General features: G+C 33.1%; 22 protein-coding genes. 18 read left to right on the top strand and 4 right to left on the bottom strand.

Going from position 1 to position 24257, the window contains the following annotated elements; all coding sequences use genetic code 11:
• Window positions 1-20 precede the first annotated feature (20 nt).
• From nusB to AK212_RS04675, 12 genes are all read left to right on the top strand, one after another.
• Entirely contained in the window at window positions 21-407 is a 387-nt protein-coding gene (gene nusB / locus AK212_RS04730; protein ID WP_053029480.1) for a transcription antitermination factor NusB, read from the top strand.
• A gap of 18 nt (window positions 408-425) precedes the next feature.
• Window positions 426-1763 (top strand): exodeoxyribonuclease VII large subunit, encoded by a 1338-nt coding sequence (xseA, locus tag AK212_RS04725; protein ID WP_053029479.1) that lies wholly within the window; start codon window positions 426-428, stop codon window positions 1761-1763.
• Entirely contained in the window at window positions 1756-1986 is a 231-nt protein-coding gene (locus AK212_RS04720) for an exodeoxyribonuclease VII small subunit (RefSeq protein WP_053029478.1), read from the top strand. The genes xseA and AK212_RS04720 overlap by 8 nt, the downstream gene beginning before the upstream one ends.
• Window positions 1964-2845 carry a polyprenyl synthetase family protein gene (locus AK212_RS04715; protein ID WP_053029477.1) on the top strand — a complete coding sequence of 294 codons (882 nt, stop codon included), beginning with the start codon at window positions 1964-1966 and terminating at the stop codon, window positions 2843-2845. Before AK212_RS04720 ends, AK212_RS04715 begins: the two co-directional genes overlap by 23 nt.
• A 298-nt stretch (window positions 2846-3143) precedes the next feature.
• The gene (gene ahrC, locus AK212_RS04710; protein ID WP_053029476.1) at window positions 3144-3596 is read left to right on the top strand and encodes a transcriptional regulator AhrC/ArgR; all 453 of its coding nucleotides are present in this window, start codon (window positions 3144-3146) and stop codon (window positions 3594-3596) included.
• A gap of 15 nt (window positions 3597-3611) precedes the next feature.
• On the top strand, window positions 3612-5291 hold the full coding sequence (gene recN / locus AK212_RS04705) for a DNA repair protein RecN (protein ID WP_053029475.1): 1680 nt from the start codon (window positions 3612-3614) through the stop codon (window positions 5289-5291).
• A 403-nt stretch (window positions 5292-5694) separates the two neighbouring features.
• Window positions 5695-7119: a dihydrolipoyl dehydrogenase gene (lpdA, locus tag AK212_RS04700; RefSeq protein WP_053029474.1), complete on the top strand. Its 1425-nt coding sequence runs from the start codon at window positions 5695-5697 to the stop codon at window positions 7117-7119.
• A gap of 17 nt (window positions 7120-7136) precedes the next feature.
• A complete protein-coding gene (locus AK212_RS04695; RefSeq protein WP_053029473.1) occupies window positions 7137-8138 on the top strand; it encodes a thiamine pyrophosphate-dependent dehydrogenase E1 component subunit alpha in 1002 nt (333 codons plus the stop codon).
• Entirely contained in the window at window positions 8131-9114 is a 984-nt protein-coding gene (locus AK212_RS04690) for an alpha-ketoacid dehydrogenase subunit beta (protein ID WP_053029472.1), read from the top strand. The genes AK212_RS04695 and AK212_RS04690 overlap by 8 nt, the downstream gene beginning before the upstream one ends.
• Before the next feature lie 12 nt (window positions 9115-9126).
• A complete protein-coding gene (locus AK212_RS04685) occupies window positions 9127-10461 on the top strand; it encodes a dihydrolipoamide acetyltransferase family protein (protein ID WP_053029471.1) in 1335 nt (444 codons plus the stop codon).
• A 101-nt stretch (window positions 10462-10562) separates the two neighbouring features.
• A complete protein-coding gene (gene brxB / locus AK212_RS04680) occupies window positions 10563-11000 on the top strand; it encodes a bacilliredoxin BrxB (protein WP_053029470.1) in 438 nt (145 codons plus the stop codon).
• A gap of 12 nt (window positions 11001-11012) precedes the next feature.
• Entirely contained in the window at window positions 11013-11990 is a 978-nt protein-coding gene (locus AK212_RS04675; protein ID WP_053029469.1) for an aromatic acid exporter family protein, read from the top strand.
• A gap of 63 nt (window positions 11991-12053) precedes the next feature.
• On the opposite strand, the gene prli42 is transcribed toward AK212_RS04675, so the two are convergent.
• The gene (gene prli42 / locus AK212_RS13340) at window positions 12054-12149 is read right to left on the bottom strand and encodes a stressosome-associated protein Prli42 (RefSeq protein ID WP_154392014.1); all 96 of its coding nucleotides are present in this window, start codon (window positions 12147-12149) and stop codon (window positions 12054-12056) included.
• A gap of 157 nt (window positions 12150-12306) precedes the next feature.
• Between prli42 and AK212_RS04670 the strand changes: the two genes are divergently transcribed.
• The 4 genes from AK212_RS04670 (at window position 12307) to AK212_RS04655 (ending at window position 17925) form a co-directional block, all read left to right on the top strand.
• Window positions 12307-13434: a M20/M25/M40 family metallo-hydrolase gene (locus tag AK212_RS04670; RefSeq protein ID WP_053029468.1), complete on the top strand. Its 1128-nt coding sequence runs from the start codon at window positions 12307-12309 to the stop codon at window positions 13432-13434.
• A 73-nt stretch (window positions 13435-13507) separates the two neighbouring features.
• Window positions 13508-14914: an NADP-dependent phosphogluconate dehydrogenase gene (gndA, locus tag AK212_RS04665; protein ID WP_053029467.1), complete on the top strand. Its 1407-nt coding sequence runs from the start codon at window positions 13508-13510 to the stop codon at window positions 14912-14914.
• Window positions 14915-15270: 356 nt separating this feature from the next.
• On the top strand, window positions 15271-16266 hold the full coding sequence (locus tag AK212_RS04660; RefSeq protein WP_053029466.1) for a LacI family DNA-binding transcriptional regulator: 996 nt from the start codon (window positions 15271-15273) through the stop codon (window positions 16264-16266).
• Between the two features lie 12 nt (window positions 16267-16278).
• Window positions 16279-17925 (top strand): glycoside hydrolase family 13 protein, encoded by a 1647-nt coding sequence (locus tag AK212_RS04655; protein ID WP_053029465.1) that lies wholly within the window; start codon window positions 16279-16281, stop codon window positions 17923-17925.
• 247 nt (window positions 17926-18172) lie between these two features.
• Here the strand turns inward: AK212_RS04655 and AK212_RS04650 are convergent, their stop codons facing one another.
• Together AK212_RS04650 and zwf are read right to left on the bottom strand one after the other, a co-directional pair.
• Window positions 18173-19036 (bottom strand): AraC family transcriptional regulator, encoded by an 864-nt coding sequence (locus AK212_RS04650; RefSeq protein WP_053029464.1) that lies wholly within the window; start codon window positions 19034-19036, stop codon window positions 18173-18175.
• 321 nt (window positions 19037-19357) lie between these two features.
• A complete protein-coding gene (gene zwf, locus AK212_RS04645; RefSeq protein ID WP_053029463.1) occupies window positions 19358-20842 on the bottom strand; it encodes a glucose-6-phosphate dehydrogenase in 1485 nt (494 codons plus the stop codon).
• A 235-nt stretch (window positions 20843-21077) separates the two neighbouring features.
• Here zwf and rnz point away from each other — a divergent pair, with 235 nt between their 5' ends.
• Window positions 21078-21998 (top strand): ribonuclease Z, encoded by a 921-nt coding sequence (rnz, locus tag AK212_RS04640; RefSeq protein WP_053029462.1) that lies wholly within the window; start codon window positions 21078-21080, stop codon window positions 21996-21998.
• A 91-nt stretch (window positions 21999-22089) separates the two neighbouring features.
• Here rnz and proC read toward each other — a convergent pair whose 3' ends face one another.
• Window positions 22090-22905, bottom strand: a complete 816-nt coding sequence (proC, locus tag AK212_RS04635) for a pyrroline-5-carboxylate reductase (protein WP_053029645.1) — start codon at window positions 22903-22905, stop codon at window positions 22090-22092.
• Between the two features lie 594 nt (window positions 22906-23499).
• Between proC and AK212_RS04630 the strand changes: the two genes are divergently transcribed.
• Complete coding sequence (locus AK212_RS04630; protein ID WP_053029461.1) at window positions 23500-24255, top strand: SDR family NAD(P)-dependent oxidoreductase; 756 nt, start codon at window positions 23500-23502, stop codon at window positions 24253-24255.
• Window positions 24256-24257: the final 2 nt, after the last annotated feature.

Raw genomic sequence — 24257 nt, 5'->3', positions numbered from 1 at the left:
ACATTAACAAGGAGTTATTTATGAGTCGAAAAGAATCAAGAAAGCAATCATTTCAAACTTTGTTTCAGTTAGAAATGAAAGATACAGAATTAACTATCAATGAAGCAATCAATTTTATTAAAGATGATGAGCCAGATTTAGACTTTGAATTTATACACTGGTTAGTGACTGGTGTAAAAGATCATGAACCAGTTTTAGATGATACGATCAAACCATATCTTAAAGATTGGTCACTTCAACGTTTGCTAAAAACAGACCGTATTATACTACGTATGGCTACATTTGAATTATTACACAGTGATACACCACCGAAAGTAATCATCAATGAAGCTGTAGAATTGGCAAAACAGTTTAGTGACGATGAACATTATAAATTTATTAACGGTGTGCTAAGTAACATAAAATAATTAATTTGAGTGATGACTATGTCTGAATACTTAAGTGTAACAACATTAACAAAATATATTAAATACAAATTTGACCAAGACCCACATTTACAGTCTATTTTGCTTAAAGGCGAACTATCTAACTTTAAAAGGCATTCTAGCGGACACCTTTATTTCAATGTTAAAGATAAAGATAGCGTCATTAGTGCAATGATGTTTAAAGGCAATGCTAGCAAACTTACTTTTGATCCTAAAGAAGGTGACGAAGTTCACTTAGAAGCACGTGTTTCTGTATATGAGCGACGTGGAAACTATCAAATTTATGTAAATAAGATGGAATTAGATGGTATAGGGAACTTGTATCAAAAGTTAGAACAATTAAAGATAAAATTAAAAAAAGAAGGCTATTTTAGTAATGAATATAAAAAGCCTATTCCTCGATTTCCTAAAAAAATTGCAATTTTAACTGCAAGTACCGGTGCAGCAATTAGGGATATTGTGTCTACAATGAATAGCAGATATCCTTTAGTTGAAAAAATTCAATTAAGTACTTTGGTGCAAGGAACTCAAGCAAAAGAAGATATTATCGAAAAAATAAAACACGCTGACGCGCTTGGCGTCGATACCATTATAGTTGGTCGTGGTGGTGGTTCTATAGAAGACTTATGGAACTTTAACGAAGAGGATGTTGTGAAAGCCATCTTTGAATGTCAAACACCTATTATTTCAGCTGTCGGACATGAAACTGATTTTACTTTGAGTGATTTTGTCGCTGATGTAAGGGCAGCAACACCTACTCAAGCTGCGGTCATCGCTACACCCGATCAGTACGAATTGATGCAACAAATTAAACAATATCAATTTTCGCTTTCAAGATATATAAAGCAATATCTTGAAAAACAACATAAACAGCTCGACCATTTATCATCGTATTATAAATTTAAACAACCTTCATTATTATATGATCAACAAATTCAACGAAAAGATGATTTAGAAAAGCAATTATCTCAATTAATATCATCTAAAATTGAAAGTAAAAAGTATCAAATTAAAGTACTTCGTCAAAATTTTAATTTAAAAGCTTTAAAGCAATCCATTACGCAAAATAATAAACACTTAATGAACATTAATAGTCGATTAACAAACTTAACCAAGAAAAGTATTCAAAATAATCAATTAGAGCTCAAAAATAAAATTGAACTATTAAATAACTTAAGTCCGACTAATACAATGCTAAGAGGCTATACTATTATTAATAAGAACGACCAAGTGGTTACAAGTACACAAGACTTAAATGAAAATGATGAAATTACATTATCAATGAAAGATGGTAGCGTTGATGCTATTGTTAAAAAGGTTAGGTGTGAACATGAGTAAAGATCAACAAAGTTTTGAAGAAATGATGCAAGAATTGGAAAAAATCGTTCAAAAGTTAGATAATGAAACTGTATCTCTTGAAGAATCACTAGAGTTATATCAGCGAGGTATGAAACTTTCAGCCACATGTGATGCAACGCTGAAAGATGCAGAAAATAAAGTTAATCAACTTATTAAAGATGAAGCAGAGGATGAAGATAATGACAAAGATGTCAATGAATGAGTTAATTGAACAAATTAATAACGCTCTTGACGGTGTAATTAAACCTTCACCATTAAATACCAATCTTGAAGAAAGTATGCAGTATTCACTTAATGCAGGTGGTAAAAGAATAAGACCACTACTTGTTTTCTTAACGTTGGATGTATTAAATCAAGATTATACCAAAGGTAAACAAACGGCTTTAGCATTGGAAATGATTCACACATATTCTTTAATACATGATGATTTACCTCCTATGGATAATGATGATTATCGTCGTGGAAAATTAACAAATCATAAAGTTTATGGTGAATGGAAAGCTATTTTAGCTGGAGACGCACTTTTAACGAAGGCTTTTGAAATCGTTGCTGACGATGATTTATTAGAACCAGAGGTTAAAGTGAAGGTGCTTTCAAGATTAGCTCACAATAGCGGTCACTTAGGTATGGTGGGTGGCCAAACATTAGACATGCAAAGCGAGGATAAACCTGTTGATTTGGAAACCCTCGAACAAATACATAAGGCTAAAACAGGTGCATTATTAAAATTTGCGATATTAAGTGCTGCCGATATTGCAAAAGTCGATCAATCGACGTCACAATTACTTGAATCATTTAGCGATCATCTAGGTTTAATGTTCCAGATTAAAGATGATTTACTAGATGTGTATGGTGATGAATCTAAGTTAGGTAAAAAAGTAGGTAGTGATATTGAAAACCACAAAAGCACTTATGTTTCATTATTAGGAAAACAAGGTGCAGAAGACAAACTTGATTTTCATAAAAATGCTGCCACTGAATCAATTGAAAAGCTCTCTAAGCAATACGATATTAAGCCTTTACTAGATGTCATTGATTTATTTTACACTCGTGATCATTAAGTTGAACGAATAAGAACCCTTTAAAGTTATTGTTTTAAACAGCAGCTTTGAAGGGTGTTTTAATACTTTATTTTAATGACTAGGTGCTCGTGATCATTATTATTAAAAATTTACATAATTATTTATAAATATATACATTTTTTCAAACAAAATCATTCAATAATAGCGCTATGTCATTAATTTAAACAATTTACGATTATTGAGTTATCAGTTACTTATGCATAATAGCAATAGTAGTAGTAAAAATTATGTTGTGTTAAAATCATTGTATAATTATTCGAAACTAGGAGTGTTCATAATGGCAAAAAAATCAGTGAGACACATAAAAATAAGAGAAATTATCTCAAGCGAAAAGATAGAAACGCAAGACGAACTCGTCAAACGTCTAAATGAATACGACCTTAATGTGACTCAAGCAACCGTATCTCGTGATATTAAAGAATTACAATTAATCAAAGTACCCGCACCAACAGGTCAATATGTTTATAGCTTGCCGAATGATCGAAAATATCATCCACTTGAAAAATTGGGACGTTATCTTATGGACTCATTTGTTAACATTGAAGGAACTGGAAATTTATTAGTCTTAAAAACATTACCAGGTAACGCTCAATCTATAGGTGCTATACTAGACCAAATCGATTGGGACGAAGTGCTCGGTACTATTTGTGGAGATGACACTTGTCTTTTAATTTGTAAAGATGAAGAAGCAAGTAATACAATTAAAACTAGAATTTTCAATTTATTATAAGGATGCGATGAATTCATGTTACAAACCTTATCAATAAAACAATTTGCAATTATTGATGAATTAGAAATTCATTTTTCAGATGGCCTTACAGTACTGAGTGGTGAAACTGGTTCAGGTAAGTCAATCATCATAGATGCTATTGGCCAGTTAATTGGAGTGCGTGCTTCATCAGACTATGTTAGACATGGTGAAAAAAAGGCAATTATTGAAGGTATCTTTGACATAGACGAAAGTAAAGATGTTATTCATATCCTTCAGGACCTAGATATAGATATTGATGAAGACTTTTTATTAGTAAAAAGAGAAATTTTTAGTACTGGTAAGAGTATTTGTAGATTAAACAATCAAATCGTAACACTTCAAGATTTACGTAAAGTCATGCAAGAGTTATTAGATATTCATGGTCAACATGAAACTCAAACACTTCTTAAACAAAAGTACCATTTAAAATTATTAGATGACTATGCAGAGGATAAATATTCAACTACAAAAGAACAATATCAAAACGTGTTTAACCAATATAAAAGTAAAACAAAGGAATTAGAAGAATTAGAGTCTGCAGATCAAGCGTTACTTCAACGTTTAGATTTAATGAAATTTCAATATGAAGAACTAGAAGAAGCTTCTTTAAAAGAAGGCGAAATTGAACAATTAGAAGTTGATATTCGTAGAATTCAAAATTCTGAGAAGCTAAGCTTAGCGCTCAATAATGCCCATGTTACTTTAACCGATGAACACGCGATTACAGATAGACTTTACGAATTAAGTAATCATTTACAATCCATTGATGAAATTCTGCCGGATAAATATAGTAAACTTAAAGAGGATATCGACCAATTTTATTATACGCTTGAGGATGCTAAACACGAGATATATGACGAAATGTCGAACAACGAATTTGATGAACAAATGCTCAATGAATTAGAATCCCGAATGAATTTATTAAATAATCTCAAAAGAAAATATGGCAAAGATATTAATGAATTAATGACTTACAAAGACAAGCTCCAAAATGAAATTGCTAAAATTGAAAATTATGAGGAAAGTACATCTCAATTACGTGAGGAAATTAATCGATTATATGAAGAAGTCATGTCTCAAGGCAAGTTATTATCTAAGGCGCGTCGTACCGTAGCACGCACATTAAGAGACCATATCGTTTCCGAAATTCAAAATTTACAAATGAAAGATGCTAATTTAGAAATTTCTTTCCAATTATTAGAAAAGCCAACGATTGATGGTATAGAATTCGTTGAGTTCCTAATTAGTCCAAATAAAGGAGAACCACTTAAGAGTTTAAATAAAATCGCCTCTGGTGGTGAACTATCTCGTATTATGCTCGCTTTAAAAAGTATATTTGTACAATCACGAGGACAAACAGCAATTCTATTTGATGAGGTTGATTCGGGCGTGTCTGGTCAAGCTGCCCAAAAAATGGCTGAAAAAATGAGAGATATCGCAGAATATATCCAAGTTATTTGTATCTCTCACTTACCACAAGTCGCATCAATGAGCGATCATCATTTATTAATAAGCAAAGCTTCCAATGATGACCGTACAACAACTCAAGTTAAAGAATTAAAAGATGATGATAAAATTGATGAAATTGCACGTATGATTTCTGGCGCTAGTGTGACGGAATTAACTAGAGAAAATGCAAAAGAAATGATTAGCCAAAACCAAAGAAAAAAATAGGGTGCGGTACAGCAATTAAAGTTAATCGTTGTCCCGCCCCAGCATGCTTAGCTTGTAGAATTTTTTGATAAAATTCTCTTTGCTTGGCAACGCATAGGTAAGAATGACTAGGTTTGAAAAAAAGCTTGATTTAAGCGCGTTTTCAAACGAGTCGGCTACTGCTAAAATAATAAATTAGGCTGAGACTTATATTTTGTCCCAACCTCTTATGTAATTTATTAGTTTTATTACTATTAAATTTTGATGTAAAATGTATAATAAATCACTAATTTAAATAAATTGATTTTTATGAGCTATGCTCATTGCGTTATAAATGACATTAGACATTTAAAATCTATTTATATTGAATATTGTTGCACCATACTATTGATAAATAAATTGTAAATGCGTTAGGAGTAAAAAAATGAGTGAAAAGCAATATGACCTAGTCGTTTTAGGTGGAGGAACCGCTGGATATGTGGCGGCCATACGAGCATCTCAACTGGGTAAAAAGGTAGCTATTGTAGAGAAATCATTATTAGGTGGAACTTGTTTACATAAAGGATGTATCCCTACAAAAGCATTATTAAAATCTGCTGAAGTATTAAGAACGGTGAAAGAATCCGCTGACTTTGGGGTGAATATAGATCATTTTTCATTTGACTTAAAAACAATGATGGAACGTAAAGACAATATTGTTAGCCAAATGCATCATGGTATAGATAGTTTAATGCAAAAAAATCACATTGATGTTTTTAATGGTACTGGAAGAATAATGGGTACATCTATTTTTTCACCACAAAGTGGTACAATCTCAGTTGAATACGAAGATGGTGAATCTGATCTTTTACCTAATCAATATGTCTTAATTGCTACAGGATCATACCCAACACAATTACCATTTTTACCTTTCAATCATAAAACCGTATTATCTAGCAGTGACATGCTTGAACTCACTGATTTACCCACAAAGATAGCAATCATAGGCGGTGGCGTGATTGGACTTGAATTCGCTTCTTTATTAATAGACTTAGGTGTAGAGGTTAGTGTAATTGAGGCTGGCGAACGAATTCTACCTGCTGAAAGTGCTCAAATTGCAAAATGTCTTAAAACCGCTCTTAGCGAAAGAGGCGTTGCATTTTATGAAAATTGTGCCTTAAGTGATGCATCAGTAACCGTTAATGCTAATTCCGTAACCATTCAAGTCAATGAGGAAAAAACATTAGAATTAGACAAAGTTTTAGTAGCGATTGGACGTACTCCTAACACCAATGATATTGGGTTAAACAATACTAAAATTCAAACAGATCAATTAGGTAACATTTTAGTTAATGAATGCTTACAAACAGAAGATAAACATATCTATGCTGCTGGTGATTGTATAGGCAAATTACAATTAGCTCATGTGTCTTCAAAAGAAGGTATTTTAGCTGTCGAACATATGTTTAATGAATCTAGCTTACCTTTAAACTATAACAAAATGCCTAAATGTATATATACACATCCTGAAGTTGCTTCCATTGGTTATAATAAGGAGTCTGCCAAAGCACAAAATATTAAATCTAAATCATTTAAAGTAGGGTTTAATGCAATTGGTAAAGCTGTGATAGAGACTAATGCTAAGGATAAAGGCTTTTGCGAAATGGTGATTGATCAAGAAACAAATGAAATTATCGGTATTAGCATGATAGGACCACAGGTTACTGAATTAATCAATGAAGCGTCATTATTACAATTTATGAATGGCTCAGCAATTGAATTAGGTCTGACAACACACGCACATCCTTCAATATCTGAAGTATTAATGGAATTGGGATTGAAAGTAGAAAATAGAGCGATACATGTTTAATAGGAGGAATATTTAAAATGATTGATTATAAATCTGTCGGACTTTTAGAAGATGACCTCAAAGAAATCTATAAATGGATGGATTTAGGCAGAAAAGTAGATGAACGATTATGGTTACTAAACCGTGCGGGTAAAATTCCCTTTGTCGTAAGTGGACAAGGACAGGAAGCCACTCAAATAGGAATGGCTTATGCTATGAAAGAAGGAGATATTTCATCTCCATATTATAGAGATTTAGCATTTGTAACTTATATGGGTATTTCTCCTTATGATACAATGCTAGCTTCATTCGGTAAAAAGGATGATATTAATTCTGGTGGCAAGCAGATGCCATCTCACTTCAGTCATCGTGAAAAAGGTATATTATCTCAAAGTTCTCCTGTTGCAACTCAAATACCTCATTCAGTAGGTGCTGCTTTAGCATTGAAAATGGATAAAAAACCTAATATCGCTACAGCCACTGTAGGTGAAGGAAGTTCAAATCAAGGAGATTTTCACGAAGGCTTAAACTTTGCAGGTGTACACAAACTACCATTTGTTTGCGTCATTATTAATAATAAATACGCGATATCAGTTCCAAATTCACTACAATATGCCGCCGAAAAACTTTCTGATAGAGCTTTAGGCTATGGTATCCACGGTGAAACTGTAGATGGTAACGATCCTATTGCTATGTATAAAGCGATGAAAGAAGCTAGAACGCGTGCATTAAATGGTGAAGGTGCTACCTTAATTGAGGCCGTTACAAATCGTATGACACCACATTCATCAGATGATGATGATACATATCGTACTAAAGAAGAACGAGAAGCTTTAAAAACGTATGATTGCAATCTTAAATTTAAAGATTATTTACTCGAACAAGGTATCATCGATCAAGCATGGTTAGATCAGTTAGAGCAAGCACATAAAGAAATTATTACTAAAGCCACAAAAGACGCAGAACAAGCGCCATATCCATCTGTAGATGAAACATATCAATTTGTGTATGATCCAGAAGGAGGTATTGGCAATGAGTAAAATGACGTATATTGAAGCGATACAACAAGCACAAGATTTAGCCATGGAACAAGATAACAATGTATTTATACTTGGTGAAGATGTTGGGAAAAAAGGTGGCGTATTTGGCGCTACACGTGGTTTACAAGAAAAATACGGTGTTGAAAGAGTAATTGATACCCCGTTAGCCGAATCTAATATCGTTGGTACTGCTATTGGCGCTGCAATGATTGGCAAACGACCAATTGCAGAAATTCAATTTGCAGATTTTATCTTGCCAGCAGTTAATCAAATTATAAGTGAAGCAGCAAAAATGCGTTATCGTTCAAATAATGACTGGCAATGCCCGATTACAATAAGAGCACCTTTTGGTGGTGGTGTTCATGGTGGTTTATATCATTCTCAAAGTATCGAAAGTATTTTCGCTTCTACACCTGGACTTACAATCGTCATTCCATCATCACCTTATGATGCTAAAGGGTTATTATTATCTTCTATTGAATCTAATGATCCAGTACTATTTTTTGAACATAAAAAGGCCTATCGTTTCTTAAAAGAAGAAGTACCAGAGGAATATTATACTGTTCCTCTTGGAAAAGCTGATGTTAAACGAGAAGGCAACGATATTGCAGTATTTACATATGGATTATGTGTAAATTATTGTATGCAAGCTGCTGATATTTTAGCCGCTGATGGTATCAGTGTAGAAATTGTCGATTTAAGAACAGTTTACCCTTTAGATAAAGAGACAATTATTGAACGCGCCAAAATCAATGGCAAGATTTTACTCGTTACTGAAGATAATCTTGAAGGTAGTATCATGTCAGAAGTTTCAGCAATTATTGCTGAAAACTGTTTATTTGAACTTGATGCACCGATTATGAGGTTAGCTGGACCAGATGTACCTTCAATGCCATTTTCTCCGAATTTAGAAAATGAAGTTATGATGAATCCTGATAAAATCTTAGAAAAAATGAGAGAGCTTGCACAATTTTAAGGAGGCAAAATTATGGATGTTAAAATGCCTAAACTAGGCGAAAGTGTTCATGAAGGTACAATCGAGCAATGGCTTATTTCTGTAGGAGACTATGTAGACGAATATGAACCCTTATGTGAAGTCGTTACTGATAAAGTAACCGCTGAGGTACCTTCAACGGTTTCTGGTACTATTACTGAAATCTTAGTTTCTGAAGGAGAAACAGTTCAAATAGATCATGTTATATGTAAAATTGAATCTTCTGAGTCAAATCAATCAACGAACACGCATAATCATAAACAAGGAACAGATGATAATAAGAATGAAACAACTGTTAATACAAACAATATGGATGTCTTAACTGATAAAACGTCAAAATCAGACTCAAGTGTTCACACTGATCAGAACGTTCGTCAAAATGAACAATCAAATACAGAATCAGCATCGTCACCACTAAATAATGGTCGCTATTCTCCTGTCGTATTTAAAATTGCTTCTGAAAATAATGTTGATTTATCACGTGTACGTGGCACAGGTTTCGAAGGAAGAGTAACTAAAAAAGATATTGAATCTTATGTGGATTCTGAGAAACAAATTTCTAAACTTAATAACAAAACAGAGCCATCTTTTGAAAATCAAGTGGCCAGCACTGATTCAAATCACACGCAATCAGGTCAGTCTATTCCAGTAAAAGGCGTACGAAAAGCAATTGCCCAAAACATGGTAACAAGTGTTACTGAAATTCCACATGGATGGATGTTGGTTGAAGTTGATGCAACTAACTTGGTTAAAACGAGAAACCATCATAAAAACACATTCAAAGAAAATGAAGGATATAATTTAACCTTCTTTGCATTCTTTGTAAAAGCAGTTGCAGAAGCGCTCAAATCAAACCCACTCTTAAATAGTAGTTGGGACGGTGAGGAAATTATCCTTCATAAAGACATTAATATTTCGATTGCAGTTGCAGATGAAGATAAATTATATGTTCCAGTTATCAAACATGCTGATGAGAAATCTATTAAAGGCATTGCTAGAGAAATCAATGAATTAGCACGAAAAGCTAGAAATAAACAATTAACTCAAGAGGACATGTCAGGTGGAACGTTTACGGTTAATAACACTGGTACATTCGGTTCTGTTTCGTCAATGGGTATTATTAACCATCCACAAGCTGCAATATTACAAGTAGAATCAATTGTAAAAAAACCTGTCGTGATTGATGACATGATAGCAATTAGAAGCATGGTTAATTTATGTATTTCGATTGATCACCGTATATTAGATGGTGTCCAAACAGGTCGCTTCATGTCGCAAGTAAAACAACGAATTGAGCAATTTACAGTTGAAAATACAAGTATTTATTAGTATTTAATAAGATGGCATAGCCTTGGACAACCTATTTGAACTCTATCGTTTAAATTAGTAGAATAAAATTGAATAAATAAAAGATTGAAAGGTGATTCAAAATGGATTTAAATTTTGATTTATATATGAATGGTGTGGTTGAACAAGCTCGTAACGAAATTGAAAGTGCAGGTTACGAGCAATTAAGATCAGCAGAAGACGTTGATAAAGTATTACAACAAAATGGTACATCATTAGTAATGGTTAATTCTGTATGTGGGTGTGCAGGTGGAATTGCGCGTCCAGCAGCATCACATGCATTACATTATGATAAGTTACCAGATCGATTAGTTACTGTATTTGCTGGTCAAGATAAAGAAGCTACGCAACAGGCTAGAGATTACTTTGAAGGATATGCACCTTCAAGCCCATCTTTTGCTCTAATTAAAGATGGTAAAATTACCGAAATGATCGAACGTCATCAAATAGAAGGCCATGATGTAATGGATGTTATTAATCAATTACAAAGCCTATTTGATAAGTATTGCGACGAGAGATAAGAGGATTTACCGATGCTAAAGTTAAATCCGTATAAGATTGGATTTAGAACACTTAAAACTGCGGTAGGTATAACGCTAGGTGTCATTTTAGCCAAATGGATAGGACTTGATAATTATGCATCAAGTGCTATCCTCATTGTATTGTGTATCAAACATACAAAAGTTCATTCAGTACAAGCTATCGTATCACGATTTGTATCTTGTATTTTAATTCTACTATTCGGTTCACTTGTATTTAGCCTATTAGGCCAGAGTGCACTTGTTCTAGGATTAATTGTTTTATTATTTATTCCTATAACTGTCATGCTCAAGGTTCAAGAGGGTGTTGTAACGAGTTGCGTTATATTATTACATGTTTTTAATGCAACAACGATTAATTTACATTTAATCATCAACGAACTACTCTTATTAACTATTGGGCTAGGAATTGCATTCATTATGAATTTAATTATGCCGAGTTTAGATAAAACACTCGTTTCTTTCAAGAAAGAAATTGAAAAAGGATTTAAAGACATATTTATGGCATACAGTGAAGCGTGCTCGGATTATAGTAATGATTTGTCATTATCTTTCGAGAAACTTCAATTGGATATTCGTAAAGCGAAATCAATTGCATTTAGAGATGTTAAAAACCATTTTATTCGAAATGAAAACTCTTATTATCACTACTTTGATATGAGACAAGAACAACTTGAATTACTTCGTAGAATTAAACCTTTATTAAATCAAGTTACTGTCGACGATCCTCTATTGGCAGATGTATCACATTTAATGACAGAAATTGGTAATAATGTAAATAGTAACGACTATACTGCACTCCGTTTACATTCATTATATGAAATCCGTTTGTCATTAGATGAATTACCACTTCCTAAATCTCATCAATCTTTAAAATCACGTTCAAGTATGATGCAAATATTAAATGAGTTAGAAGAATATCTAAATATTAAATCTCAGTTTGGTTCATTAAGATTGCATAATGAATTATAATAAGTTATTAAATAGAAAAGAGGGTAAGACGAGATGTTCGTCTTACCCTCTTTTCTTTAAAGATTAATGCATCAATGGCACTAAACTTGTGAGTAGTAATGCTGCTATAATAGCGACTAACATTACAATAATTATAATTCTTAGTACTTTATTATTCACTATTTGACGCTCCTTATTAAAGTACTTAATAACATGTACTTTACCAAATATATAAATTAACCATAAATGATTTTAATACAAATGGCAATCAATTTATTTTTGATATTGTAGAAAGTTAGTTAAAATAGAAATTAAATAAGAAAGGGGTTTTATCACAATGATAAACAGTCAACGATTACTTGAAACATTTCTAGAATTAGTGAAAATAAATTCTGAAACAGGTCATGAGGAAGTCATCCAACCCATTCTAAAAAAGAAATTTGAAGCATTAGGTTTACATGTTGCTGAAGACAGAGCTTCAGAAAAGTCATGGTTAGGTGCTAATAATCTTATATGTACATTGCCCGCAACAAGTGATAACCAAGACGTAGCTAAAATTTATTTCACGAGCCATATGGATACCGTAGTGCCAGGTTTAAATATTCAACCTCAAATTAATGATGATGGCTATATATACTCAGATGGAACAACCATCTTAGGTGCGGATGACAAAGCAGGATTAGCAGCAATTATTGAGACAATACAGTATCTTAATGACAATAAAATACCACATGGTCAAATTCAATTCATAATTACTGTTGGTGAAGAGTCAGGTCTTAAAGGTGTAAAAGAATTAGATAAATCACTCATAGACGCTGAATTTGGTTATGCTGTCGATGCTAGTCAACCTGTTGGTACAACAGTCGTAGGTGCACCAACTCAAATGGTCATCAATTCGACTATTTTAGGGAAAACTGCTCATGCTAGTACGCCTTCAGAAGGGATTAGTGCAATTAATATTGCCGCAAAAGCAATAAGTCGTATGAAATTAGGTCAAATTGATCAATATACAACTGCAAATATAGGTAAATTTCACGGTGGTTCTGCAACTAATATTGTTGCAGATGAAGTCGTGCTAGAAGCTGAAGCACGTTCTCATAATGATCAAAGTATTGAGCAACAAGTAGCACATATGAAAGAAATATTTGAGTCAACTGCACAAGAATTTGGTGGAGAAGCCAAAGTAATAATTGAGAAAAGCTATCCTGGCTTTAAATTAAATGATGAAGATAAAGTTACGCAATATGCTATAAATAGTGCGAAAGAATTAGGATTAACTGGTGATACTGTTATTGCTGGAGGTGGCTCAGATGGTAGTATTATTAATACATTTGGAATCCCTACAGTCATTTTAGGTGTTGGCTATGAACACATTCACACTACATCAGAACGCATTTCAATTAAGTCTCTCAACGACTTAGCAACACAAATTGTCAAAATTATTGAATTAGTAGCTAAATCGTAATTTAGTTTAGTGAAGTACATTCTAGTTTTATGATACAATACTATTGAAAAATTGAATGAGAGAGGTAAGTAATATGACTCAACAAATAGGTGTAGTAGGTTTAGCTGTAATGGGAAAAAACCTGGCTTGGAATATCGAATCACGTGGGTATAGCGTATCTGTATTCAACCGTTCAAGTGAAAAAACAGATGAGATGGTGAATGAATCTAAAGGTAAACAAATTCACCCAACATATTCTTTGGAAGAATTTGTGAATTCATTAGAAAAACCACGTAAAATTTTATTAATGGTCAAAGCTGGTCCTGCAACAGATGCAACAATTGACAGTTTACTGCCATTATTAGATGATGATGACATTTTAATTGATGGTGGTAACACTAATTATCAAGATACAATCCGTCGAAATAAAGCCTTAGCTGAAAGTGGTATTAACTTTATCGGTATGGGCGTATCTGGTGGTGAAGTAGGTGCCCTTACTGGTCCTTCATTAATGCCAGGCGGTCAAGAAGCAGCTTACAATAAAGTAAGTGATATATTAGATGCCATAGCTGCAAAAGCTAAAGATGGTGCATCATGTGTAGAATATATAGGACCAAATGGTGCAGGCCACTATGTTAAAATGGTTCATAATGGTATTGAATATGCAGATATGCAACTTATCGCAGAAAGTTATGCAATGATGAAAGATTTATTAGGCATGTCACATGAAGACATCTCTAAAACGTTTAAAGAATGGAATGCCGGTGAGTTAGAAAGTTATTTAATTGAAATCACAGGTGATATCTTTACTAAATTAGACGATGACAATGAAGCACTTGTTGAAAAAATCTTAGATACTGCAGGTCAAAAAGGCACAGGTAAATGGACTTCTATCAATGCTTTAGAATTAGGTATTCCTTTAACAATTATTACTGAATCTGTATTTGCGCGTTTCATTTCATCAATTAAACAAGAACGTGTAATTGCTTCTAAAGAATTAAATGGCCCTAAAGCAGAATTTACTGGTGATAAAGAAGCATTCTTAGAAAAAATCCGCAAAGCTTTATACATGAGTAAAATTTGTTCATACGCACAAGGATTTGCGCAAATGCGTAAAGCTAGCGAAGAAAATGAATGGAATTTAAAACTGGGCGATTTAGCAATGATATGGCGTGAAGGTTGTATTATTCGTGCTCAATTCTTACAAAAAATTAAAGACGCTTATGATAATAACTCAGAATTACAAAACCTTTTATTAGATCCTTATTTCAAAGGTATTGTCACAGAATATCAAGATGCGTTGAGAGACGTAGTAGCAACAGGTGTGCGTAACGGTGTACCAACACCCGGATTCTCTGCCAGCGTAAACTACTATGATAGTTATCGTTCTGAAGATTTACCAGCAAACTTAATTCAAGCGCAACGTGATTACTTCGGGGCACATACGTATGAACGTAAAGATAAAGAAGGTATCTTCCATACACAATGGGTTGAGGAATAATCACTAATACTTTAGAGAAGCGCCTAAGACTTAAATAATATATTGATGCTATTTTGCAAAATCAAAGTAGCTGACTGTATTAAAAATGAACTTGTAACAAGCTTCTTTCAAACCAACTCGAGGCTCTTGAAAACAGCATTTCATCAAGAAATGCGACAAGCTAAGCAAGCTGGGAGTGAGACAGAAATATATTTTGAAACAATACTATTTCTGTTTCACTCCTCTTTTTTTGCATTTAGTGCAAACGATTGCACAAAATGATTGACTTACAATAATGAATTCTATACGATAAAAATATAGATGAATATGAAAGCGTTTACTATAAAATCTTAGTGAGGTGATATACGACGGTTACAATTAAAGATGTTGCAAAAGAGGCTAATGTAGCTACATCTACAGTATCAAGAGTCATACAAAACAATCCGAAAATTAGTGATTCGACTACTATTAAAGTCAAAACAGCTATGGCCAAATTAGGATACATTCCTAATCAAGCGGCGAGAACATTAATAACAAATAAAACATTGACTATTGGATTAATACAAAAAAGTTCTGCACCTGAAATACGTCAAAATCCGTTTAATAGCGATGTTCTCAACGGTATCAATCAGGCATGTAATCGAAGAGGCTATTCAACTAGAATGACTGTATCAGAGAAAAGCGCTGACCTATACGAAGAAGTAAAGACAATGATTCAATCTAAAAGTGTAGATGGCTTTATTCTTTTGTATTCTTTGCAAGATGATCCTGTAGAACGACTACTTCATGAGTTTAATGTGCCTTATCTTATCATTGGGAAATCTTTAAACTATGATCAAGTCATACACATCGATAATGATAATGTCGATGCAGCTTATCAATTAGCAAAGTATTTGTATCAATTAGGTCATCGGTCAATGTTATTTTTACAAGAATCTGGACATTATGCAGTTACAGAAGATCGTACAGAAGGATTTAAACAATACTGTAACAACGTTAACATTCCTATTAACTACGCCGTAATAGCGTCTATCAAAGATTTGCGTGATTGTATAAAACACTTTTGTATTAATGTTCGTCATAAGCCTACAGTGATTATAACGTCTGATGCTATGTTGAATATGCAATTATTGAATGTGCTGTATGAATATCAAATCCGCATTCCAGATGATATACAAACTGCTACATTTAATACATCTTTTCTCACTGAAAACGCAACGCCATCACAAACAAGTGTAAATATTAACCCAGATATACTAGGCCTAACAGCAGGTAATACAATCATTGATGTATTAGGGAATAAAGCTATTTCTTTTACTGCAAAAATGATTTCAACTCAAATAGTAGAGAGGGTATCAACTACAAAACGATAAAGGAGCATACTTATGACAAAAAATTGGTGGAAAGAAGCAGTAGCGTATCAAGTTTATCCAAGAAGTTTTAATGATAGTAATAATGATGGTATTGGTGATTTACCAGGTGTAATCGAAAAATTAGATTATCTCAAAGAATTAGGTATAGATGTTATTTGGCTAAGTCCAATGTATAAATCGCCTAACGATGATAATGGTTATGACATCAGTGATTATCAAGATATTATGGATGAATTTGGTACAATGGAAGATTTTGACCGCTTATTAAAAGGGGTACATGATCGTGGTATGAAACTCATATTAGATTTAGTCGTTAACCATACATCTGATGAGCATCCATGGTTTATTGAATCTAAATCTAGTAAAGATAATCCAAAAAGAGACTGGTACATTTGGGCAGACCCTAAAGAGGATGGTTCTGAACCTAATAATTGGGAAAGTATCTTTAATGGGTCAACTTGGCAATTTGATGAGACAACGAACCAATATTACTTCCATTTATTTAGTAAAAAACAACCAGACTTAAATTGGGATAACCCAGATGTACGTGAAGCAGTATTTAACATGATGAACTGGTGGTTTGAAAAAGGTATTGACGGCTTCCGTGTCGATGCTATAACCCATATTAAGAAAACATTTGAAGCTGGCGACTTACCTGTACCAGAAGGAAAGACATATGCTCCAGCCTTTGATGTAGATATGAATCAACCAGGTATTCAGAATTGGTTACAAGAAATGAAAGATGCGTCACTTAGTAAATATGACATTATGACTGTTGGAGAAGCGAATGGTGTTAATCCAGATAATGCAGAAGACTGGGTAGGCGAAGATAAAGGGAAATTCAATATGATTTTCCAATTTGAACATTTAGGCTTGTGGAGTACTGGTGATTCTCAATTTGATGTTAAATCATATAAAACGGTTTTAAATCGTTGGCAAAAGAGACTAGAAGGAATTGGTTGGAATGCACTCTTCATAGAAAACCATGATCAACCTCGACGTGTGTCTACTTGGGGTAATGATAAAGATTACTGGTTTGAATCCGCTACAAGTCATGCAGTTGTCTATTTCTTACAACAAGGTACACCGTTTATCTATCAAGGACAAGAAATCGGTATGACTAATTATCCTTTCGAAAGTATTGAAACATTTAATGATGTTGCTGTTAGAAATGAATATCAAATTGTCAAAGCGCAAGGTGGAGATGTTGATCAATTACTAGATAAGTATAAAATGGAAAATCGAGATAACTCACGTACACCTATGCAATGGGATGATAGTCCAAATGGTGGATTCACGGAAGGTGAACCTTGGTTCCCAGTTAACCCGAATTATAAAAAAATCAATGTTGCTCAGCAATTAGAAGATTCGGACTCTGTACTTAACTTCTACAAACAATTAATACAATTAAAAAAATCTCATGATATCTATACGTATGGCCAATTTGATTTGATTGATGCTGATAATGAAAATGTATTTGCATATACAAGACAATTAGATGGCAAAACTGTAGTAGTTGCAGGTAATTTAACTGATAAACAAAGTTCATTAACATTACCTTTTGCTATCGATGATGAAGCAATCAAACTACACAATTACACAAGTCAATTAGACGTAGCAGCACTCAAACCATTTGAAGCATTTGTCGCAGAAATTTAATTTAATAAAGACGAGGCTGTGACATAAATAATATCATAATGCTATTTAGCAAATTCGCAGTAGCTGACTGAACTGAGAAGGCGCTTAAATCAAGCTTTTCTCAGTTCTAGTCATCCTTGCGGGGGTGGGACGACGAATTCAAAAAGAATTCTGTCCCACTCCCGTCTTTTTAATTAGACTATATTCCTCGTTATTTAAGAAATGTAAGTAGATAAAAAGTACTCATTAATACTTATTATCGCATGACTTACATGTCATAAGTTTCTTGTTCAATAGGCAACCATAATTGAATTTTAGTGAATGGGTCCTCAAATGAGATATCAAAAGGATAAATCTCTACATATAAGCTATCTCTTTCATATGGTAAAGTGAGTTGTAGACTGGATTCAATATAATACCAAGCTTCATTTACAGCATAATCGATTTCGCCTTGAAGATTAAATTTTGCATAATGTCTACCAGGCAACACTCTACTTTCTAAATGAGAAGGGTATCTATCACTTGGAACACCTATGAATAATTCTAAACCACGATCTAATGGGCAAGTAATTACAAATAACTCATATGGACTTATATTATTATACCTTTTCAAATCTTTAATTTTACCATCAAGAATTAAATCTTCTAAAAAATCGGGAACTTTATAAGGATTAGATAAATCGTTTGCTTCAATATAACGAACATAACCTACTAATGCTATATCTTCTGTAGTATCTAGTCTATATGGATAAGGCGCTCGTTCAGTCGTTGTTAACTTTATATATAAACGTTCTTGTAATTTTAATTCATCTTTTTTGGTAGATGCTTGAATTGGTGAAATGCCATGGAAATCACTAAAGTCATTCGCAAAATCATTAGAACTATTGTAGTTATACTTTTTTGCGACATCTACTAACCTTGAAGAACTTTGAACCATTTCTTTAGCAGCTGCAGTCATTTTTCTAGCATGCGCATAGTGTTCAGGTGATTGTCCAACAATCATTTTAAATGATTGATCAAGATGGTAAGGAGAAAGACCAACGTAATCACTCAAATCTTGCAAATTAAACGGCTCTAACAAACGATCTTCGATAAATACAATTGCCTGTTGTATCTGCTTGATAACGTCCAAAACTCTCACTCCAATAAATATACAATCATTAACTTTTATTTTACCTTATTTTTTGAAAATATACATCTTAACATGTGCTATATAAAAAATTTTTTGAGAAGAATAGAAAAGGGGAGTGGACAGAATTCTAGAAAAATTCATTCATCCACTCCCAACTTGCTTATTAAAGAAATGTCTTTATGCCGTAACTCTCGCGCTCACAGTTGCTGAGAACCAAGTAAAAGCCTAATTTAAGTACATTCTCAACTCTGTGTACTTGCTCAGAAATCTCAAAATATTATCTTTGCTCCAGACGCATAGTCATAGTTATAAATTGATGATTTATTGAATATCATCCCACCAGTGATTACCGTCTCTACTTAACAATAAATCACTTTCTAATGGGCCATTTGTACCAGACGCATAGTTAGGGAAATTAGGTTCATTCATTGTCCATTCATCTTGAATAACATCCACAAATTTCCAAGTTGATTTTAATTCTTCCCAATGTGTAAAGTTTGTTGCATCACCTTTTAAACAGTCAAAAAGTAAATTTTCATAGGCGTCTACTGTGTTCATTTTATCTTGAGCACTCATAGCATAAGATAGTTGTACAGGTTCAGTATCAATACCTTGAATATTCTTTTTCGCGTTTAAATGTAAAGATATGCCTTCATTAGGTTGAATATTGATAACTAATAAGTTCGAGTCTAATAATTTATCTGTTTGATAATACAGGTTCATTGGCACTTCTTTAAATTCAACTACAACTTGAATCGATTTCGACTTCATTCGTTTACCAGTTCTAATATAGAATGGTACGCCTGCCCAACGGAAATTATCAATAGTTAATCTGCCTGAAACAAATGTAGGTGTGTTTGAATCTTCAGCAACACGATCTTCATCTCGATAAGCGATGACTTTTTGACCATCAATAAATCCTTCATCGTATTGACCGCGTACAAAATTTTGTTTTACTTCTTGTGGGTCTAGTTGTCTAAGTGACTTCAATACTTTAACTTTTTCAGCACGAATATCTTCACTGTTCAAACTAATTGGCGCTTCCATCGCAAGAAGTGCAACCATTTGTAACATATGGTTTTGAACCATGTCCTTCAATGCACCACTAGATTCATAATAACCTCCACGATCCTCAACTCCGAGCACCTCTGAAGACGTTACTTGAATATTTGAAATATATTTGTTGTTCCATAACGGTTCAAACATCGCATTTGAAAAACGTAAAACTTCAATATTTTGCACCATATCTTTACCTAAGTAATGGTCTATTCTATATATTTCTTCTTCTTTAAATGATCGTCTTAATTGATTATTTAATTGCTCCGCTGATTTCAAATCACTGCCAAATGGTTTTTCTATGACTAATCGTTTAAATCCATTTGTATCAGTTAAACCTGATGATTTTAAGTAATCTGAAATAATACCGAAGAATTGAGGTGCCATTGCTAAGTAAAATAAGCGATTACCTTTTAATTGATATTTTGAATCTAATTCATTAGAGAAGTTCAATAATGAATTATAACTTTGTTCATCACTTACGTCATGTTTAAAATAGTATACGTGTTCCATAAACGCATCGATCTGTGATGTATCTTTAACATGCTTTTGAATAGAACTTTTAACTTGTTCACGAAATACTTCATTCGTGTAATCTCTACGTCCAATTCCTATGATAGCGATATGTTCGTCTAAATTATCTTGTTGAAATAAGTGAAATAATGATGGAAATAGCTTTCTATGACTTAAATCTCCGGTTGCACCGAAAATAGTAATTAAACAAGGAATATGTTTAGAATGTTTACTCAAGTTCAAAACCTCAATTCTTTTAATACTATGATTGTATTATTATAAAATATATTTGCACCGCTTCAAACTTATTTGCCTAATTTTATTGTTTCTACAAAGGCACTTGAATTATGGAATGATGCACAATTTAATATCATTATAACTCAAAATGAAACACATGCATTTATTTTATGACTTTTTATAGCAAAATAAATCACATATGATAAAATATAATGAAAGAAAAGGAGGCATATGCATGGAAGTTACATTCTTCGGAACAAGTGCGGGGTTACCTACCAAAGAGAGAAATACGCAAGCGATTGCTTTAAACCTTGAACCTTTTTCGAATAGTATATGGCTATTTGATGTCGGAGAGGGCACACAACATCAAATTTTACATCATTCAATTAAACTTGGAAAAGTTGACCACATTTTTATAACGCATATGCACGGAGATCACATTTTCGGATTACCTGGTTTATTAACGAGTCGTTCTTTTCAAGGTGGGGAAGATAAACCATTAACAGTTATTGGCCCTAAAGGATTACAACAATACATTGAGACTTCTTTAAGATTATCCGAATCTCATCTAAATTATCCAATCACATATATTGAAATTGATAATCAGTTTACATATCATCATAAAGGCTTTACAGTTAGTGCCAAATTATTAAATCATGGTATTCCTTCTTATGGTTATCGCATTGAATCACCAACAACGCCAGGGACTATTGATGTCGAAGCACTCAAATCAATAGGTTTATATCCTGGGCCTAAGTACCAAGAAGTAAAGGCTTATGATAATTTTGAACATGAAGGCCAAATTTACAATTCTGAAGATTTCAAAGGACCAGCTAAACCTGGACCAATCATCTCTATCTTTGGAGATACGAAACCTTGTCAATCAGAGTTAAGCATTGCAAGAGATTCTGATGTAATGATTCATGAGGCTACTTATATTGAAGGCGAAAAAACATTAGCCAATAACTATCACCATAGTCATATTGAAGATGTATTTTGTTTGATAAAGCAAGCTAATGTTAAGAGAAGTTTAATTACGCATTTGAGTAATCGTTATAATTATGATGAGATAGATACTATTAGACATCAATTAAAAGCTAATGAAAATGTTCCTCACTTTGAATTTGTTAAGGATTTTGATACATTTAAAATTTAAAACAATATATTTTTAAAATACTAGGTGCAATTTTATTTCATATAAAAGACTGGGGCAATGTAACGCCTCAGTCTTTTCTCTATATATTAATTTAATTATCTTCATTTTTTGATAATTCAACACTACGTTGAACTGCTGCATTTAAACAATCTTTAAATATTGCCTCAATATCATGTTGTGATAGGGCATTTAAACCTGCTTGTGTCGTTCCACCTTTAGAGGTAATATTTTTACGCAATTGTTCCATACTTAAATCTGATCTTTCAATCATTTTACTTGTACCGATAATTAAATTTTTAATTGATTCTTCAACTTGATCCTTTCCAAGCCCTAAATCTGTTCCTGCTTTAACATACTGTTCAAAAACATGATATAAGAAAGCTGGACCGCTTCCTGTAATGGCTGTTACTTGGTGTAAATGGTCTTCGTTTACTTCAATTACCGAACCAAACGCGTTAACTAAATCAATAACTTCTTCCTTTGATTTTGGTCCGAAATTTCCAGAAAAACTAATACCTGTCACTGAATGACCCACTTGGGCATTCGTATTAGGCATGATTCGAGCGATTGGATTTTCAACTTGTAATTGTTCTTGGATATAGTTAATAGGTAAACCAGCCATGATAGAAATAAAACGATTGTTTTCACTAATAAACGGTTGAATACGTTGAGCTACTTTTTCGAAATCATAAGGTTTAGATCCTAAAAATACATAATCGGCATCTTGGAGTAACTTTTCATCATCATAACTATATTCAACACCTAATTCTTCAGCGAAATTTTTCAAAGCTTCCTCATTAGATTTATTCGTTAAGTAGATATCATGTGACTTCAATTTTTTAGAATTAATAATTCCTTTAAAAATTGCTTGTGCCATATTACCTGCACCATAAAAAACTAATTTCATTGACAACATCATCCTCACTCTTTAATTTATAAACCCATAGTAACATATAAGTAGCACTTCTTTTTGAAAAAAAGTTAGTGCTACTATACGCATGAGCTTTAGCTCAGGTGATCCTTATGGCACTTCTTTTTGAAACAAAGTTAGTGCTACTATACGCATAAGCTTTAGCTTAGGTGATCCTTTGGGGAATTTTTTACAATTCGTCGTCCGCTCCCAGCTTGCTTTGCTTGTAGAATTTCTTAATGAAATTCTCTCTGCTGGGGCCCCGCCCGCAAGGATGACTAGGACTGAAAAAAGCTTGATTTAAGCGCCTTTTCAGTTCAGTCAGCTACTGCGAATATCAAAATAGTATCATTGTATCATTTATATCTTCATTTTTTACGCATGAGCTTTAGCTCAGGTGATCCTTATGGCACTTCTTTTTATAAAAGTTAGTGCCACTATACGCATAAGCTTTAGCTTAGATGATTCTTTGGATGATTTGTTATAAAAGTTAGTGCATGCAATTAGATTTAAACTCAATTACTAGAAAACTTTATACACTAAATAGTTTAAGGTAATATAAAATTATTCAAAGTTAGAGAGGAAATGTCTATGATAGGTAAACACTATGTGGTAACTGGTGGTACAAGTGGCTTAGGTCTCGAAATCACTAAACAGCTTATTCAAAAGGGCGCGCATGTTACATTAATTGCTAGAAGCAAACAAAAATATAAACACATTGACTTCTCACCATATGAACATAATGTTCAAATGATTCCGTGTGATATGCAAGACAAACATGCAATTAGCCAATTACCTCAATATATCGATACGCAAATAGATGGCATTATTTATAGTTCTGGTTTAGGGTATTTTAAATCAATCAACCAACACACACCTGATGAAATGACTGAAACGTATGAAGTTAATATTATCGGGTTTAATTTATTATTACATGCTTTAATGAACCAATTGTCTCCACACGCGAGTATTGTTGGAATCTCTAGTCAAGCTGCTTTTGTCACACAAGCTAATGCCGCGCATTACGGTGCGTCTAAAGCGGCTCTGAATGCGGTATTAAATGCACTACGACTGGAACATCCATTTTTTCATGTAATGTCTGTGAATACTGGTCCGATTAGAACAGCATTTCATAAAAAGGCAGACCCAAGTCTCGCTTATGCACACAAGTATGACGCAATGATGTTAGATCCAACTTTATTAGCTAATGATATTATTAATGGGATAATTAAACATAAATGTGAAATCAATCAACCTAAATGGATGCACACCACTTTAAAATTTTATCAATTATTCCCTAGGTTGCTTGAATCACTTTTTCCATTTTTATTCAAAAACAAACAATAGAT

Source organism: Staphylococcus borealis, assembly GCF_001224225.1.
GTDB lineage: Bacteria > Bacillota > Bacilli > Staphylococcales > Staphylococcaceae > Staphylococcus > Staphylococcus borealis.
Note: the sequence above shows the minus strand (reverse complement) of the source record. Positions and strands in the feature narration are given on the sequence as shown.

Bases quoted from the DNA above. Each gene is read 5' to 3' on its own strand.
- AK212_RS04695 (WP_053029473.1), top strand. From the start codon at position 7,137: ATGATTGATTATAAATCTGTCGGACTTTTAGAAGATGACCTCAAAGAA.
- AK212_RS04720 (WP_053029478.1), top strand. From the start codon at position 1,756: ATGAGTAAAGATCAACAAAGTTTTGAAGAAATGATGCAAGAATTGGAA.
- brxB (WP_053029470.1), top strand. From the start codon at position 10,563: ATGGATTTAAATTTTGATTTATATATGAATGGTGTGGTTGAACAAGCT.
- AK212_RS04630 (WP_053029461.1), top strand. From the start codon at position 23,500: ATGATAGGTAAACACTATGTGGTAACTGGTGGTACAAGTGGCTTAGGT.
- proC (WP_053029645.1), bottom strand. From the start codon at position 22,905: ATGAAATTAGTTTTTTATGGTGCAGGTAATATGGCACAAGCAATTTTT.
- AK212_RS04715 (WP_053029477.1), top strand. From the start codon at position 1,964: ATGACAAAGATGTCAATGAATGAGTTAATTGAACAAATTAATAACGCT.
- AK212_RS04655 (WP_053029465.1), top strand. From the start codon at position 16,279: ATGACAAAAAATTGGTGGAAAGAAGCAGTAGCGTATCAAGTTTATCCA.
- lpdA (WP_053029474.1), top strand. From the start codon at position 5,695: ATGAGTGAAAAGCAATATGACCTAGTCGTTTTAGGTGGAGGAACCGCT.
- AK212_RS04670 (WP_053029468.1), top strand. From the start codon at position 12,307: ATGATAAACAGTCAACGATTACTTGAAACATTTCTAGAATTAGTGAAA.
- AK212_RS04690 (WP_053029472.1), top strand. From the start codon at position 8,131: ATGAGTAAAATGACGTATATTGAAGCGATACAACAAGCACAAGATTTA.
- rnz (WP_053029462.1), top strand. From the start codon at position 21,078: ATGGAAGTTACATTCTTCGGAACAAGTGCGGGGTTACCTACCAAAGAG.
- recN (WP_053029475.1), top strand. From the start codon at position 3,612: ATGTTACAAACCTTATCAATAAAACAATTTGCAATTATTGATGAATTA.
- gndA (WP_053029467.1), top strand. From the start codon at position 13,508: ATGACTCAACAAATAGGTGTAGTAGGTTTAGCTGTAATGGGAAAAAAC.
- xseA (WP_053029479.1), top strand. From the start codon at position 426: ATGTCTGAATACTTAAGTGTAACAACATTAACAAAATATATTAAATAC.
- nusB (WP_053029480.1), top strand. From the start codon at position 21: ATGAGTCGAAAAGAATCAAGAAAGCAATCATTTCAAACTTTGTTTCAG.
- ahrC (WP_053029476.1), top strand. From the start codon at position 3,144: ATGGCAAAAAAATCAGTGAGACACATAAAAATAAGAGAAATTATCTCA.
- AK212_RS04685 (WP_053029471.1), top strand. From the start codon at position 9,127: ATGGATGTTAAAATGCCTAAACTAGGCGAAAGTGTTCATGAAGGTACA.
- AK212_RS04675 (WP_053029469.1), top strand. From the start codon at position 11,013: ATGCTAAAGTTAAATCCGTATAAGATTGGATTTAGAACACTTAAAACT.